Source organism: Kitasatospora sp. NPDC058170 (genome assembly GCF_042883905.1).
GTDB lineage: Bacteria > Actinomycetota > Actinomycetes > Streptomycetales > Streptomycetaceae > Kitasatospora.
In genome coordinates this window covers 1-2,170 of the sequence record NZ_JBHVUV010000088.1, presented here as the reverse complement: position 1 = coordinate 2,170, position 2,170 = coordinate 1, and the positions used below count along the sequence as shown (strand labels likewise).

The following is a 2,170-nucleotide window of genomic DNA, read 5'->3' as shown; positions in this document are numbered from 1 at the left end:
GACCAGCCGTTCAAGGACCTCGGCTTCGACTCCCTCACCGCCGTCGAACTCCGCAACCGCCTGCGCACCACCACCGGACTCCACCTCCCCACCACCCTCGTCTACGACCACCCCACGCCCGAGGCCCTGGCCACCGCCGTCCTGGCGGAACTCGCCCCCGAACCGGCCTCCGCGAACGCCGCCGTGCTCGGTGAGATCTCCCGACTCGAAGGCCTGCTGGGCGAGTTCACCGACGGGCGGGCGGCCGAGGGGGACCGCGAACGGGACGAGGTGACCGCCCGGCTGCGCGCCCTGCTGCGCGGCTGGGACGACGCCAGGCCGGGCGCCCAGGAGGTCGAGGAGCAGGTCGACCTCGAAGCGGCCGACGACGACGAGCTCTTCAGCGCACTCGAACGCGAACTCGGCTCGGACTGACCGAGGTTCAGCACCACCACCAGCCCGGACCGGAGCGGCCGGCCGGACCGGCCAGGCCCCCGGCCCGGCCGACCGCACCCACCAACGCCAAGGGAGGCGCCACAGATGGCCAGCACCGAGGAGACCCTGCGCGAGTACCTCAAGCGCGCGACGACCGAACTCCGCCAGGCCAAGCGCCGGTTGCGCGAGGCCGAGGCCCGCGACCACGAACCGGTCGCGGTGGTGGGAATCGGCTGCCGCTTCCCGGGCGGGGTGGAGTCGCCGAGCGATCTGTGGCGCCTGGTCGCCGAGGGCGTCGACGCGATCGGCCCGTTCCCGGACGACCGGGGCTGGGACACCGACGCGCTCTACGACCCCGACCCGGAGCAGCCCCGCACCACCTACATCCGCGAGGGCGGATTCCTCCGCGGGGCAGCCGAGTTCGACCACGCCTTCTTCGGGATCAGCGCCCGCGAGGCGACCGCCATGGACCCGCAGCAGCGGCTGCTGCTGGAGACCACCTGGGAGGCCCTGGAGCGGTCCGGCATCGACCCGGTCGGCCTGCGCGGGTCACGGACCTCGGTGTTCACCGGGCTCATCGCCCAGGAGTACGCGCCCCGGGCCGGGGAGGCCCCGGGCGAGTACGAGGGCTACTTCCTGGCCGGCAACACCACCAGCGTGGCCTCGGGCCGGGTGGCGTACGTCCTCGGGCTGGAGGGCCCGGCGGTGACGGTCGACACCTCGTGCTCCTCCTCGCTGGTCGCCATCCACTACGCGCTGCAGTCGCTCCGCAGCGGCGAGAGCACCCTCGCGCTGGCCGGCGGCGCCACCGTGATCGCCCGGCCGAGCGTGTACACCGAGTTCAGCCGCCAGAAAGGCCTGGCCCCGGACGCGCGCTGCAAGCCCTTCGCCGCGGGCTCGGACGGGACCGGGTTCTCGGAGGGCGTCGGCGTCCTCGTCCTGGAGAAGCTCTCGGACGCGCGCCGCAACGGCCACCCCGTCCTCGCGGTGATCCGGGGTTCGGCGGTCAACCAGGACGGCGCGAGCAACGGGCTCACCGCGCCGAACGGCCCCTCCCAGCGACGGGTCATCCAGGAGGCGCTGGCCAACGCCGAGCTGACGGCCGATCAGGTGGACGCGATCGAGGCACACGGCACGGGCACCACCCTCGGCGACCCGATCGAGGCCCAGGCGATCCTGGCCACCTACGGCCAGGACCGCGAACTGCCGGTCTACCTGGGGTCGATCAAGTCCAACATCGGTCACACCCAGGCCGCGGCCGGCGTCGCGGGCGTGATCAAGATGATCGAGGCCTTCCGGCACGGCGAGCTGCCGCGCTCACTGCACCTGGACGCGCCCTCCCCGCACGTCGACTGGGCGGTGGGCAAGGTCGAGCTGCTCGCCGAGCACACGCCCTGGCCGCAGACCGGGCGCACCCGCCGGGCCGCCGTCTCCTCCTTCGGCATCAGCGGCACCAACGCGCACGTGATCCTGGAGGCCCCGGAGCCCGAGGCGGCCGCGGACGGCGAGGAGGCGCCCGCACCCGCACCCGAGGCGCTCCGCGCCGAGCAGGCCGAGCCCACCGATTCCGCCAGCCGCGCCGAACTCGCCGACCCGGCCGAGCTCGCCGACCCCTCGCCGGAGACCCCGCGGCTGTGGCCGCTGTCCGCACGGGATCCGCAGGCGCTGCGCGAGCAGGCGCGGCGGCTGCGCGCACACCTGGACACCACCACCGCCACCCCCGCCGACACCGCCCACGCCCTCGCCACCACCCGCA

Annotated in this window: 2 protein-coding genes; both read left to right on the top strand. The window is 74.4% G+C overall.

From position 1 onward, the window contains the following. On the top strand, positions 1-414 hold a 414-nt coding region (locus ACFVVX_RS37935), incomplete at its 5' end, for a phosphopantetheine-binding protein (protein ID WP_387952730.1). Between the two features lie 105 nt (positions 415-519). Continuing rightward, positions 520-2,170: type I polyketide synthase (locus ACFVVX_RS37930; RefSeq protein WP_387952728.1), on the top strand; the 1,651-nt coding region annotated here is incomplete at its 3' end.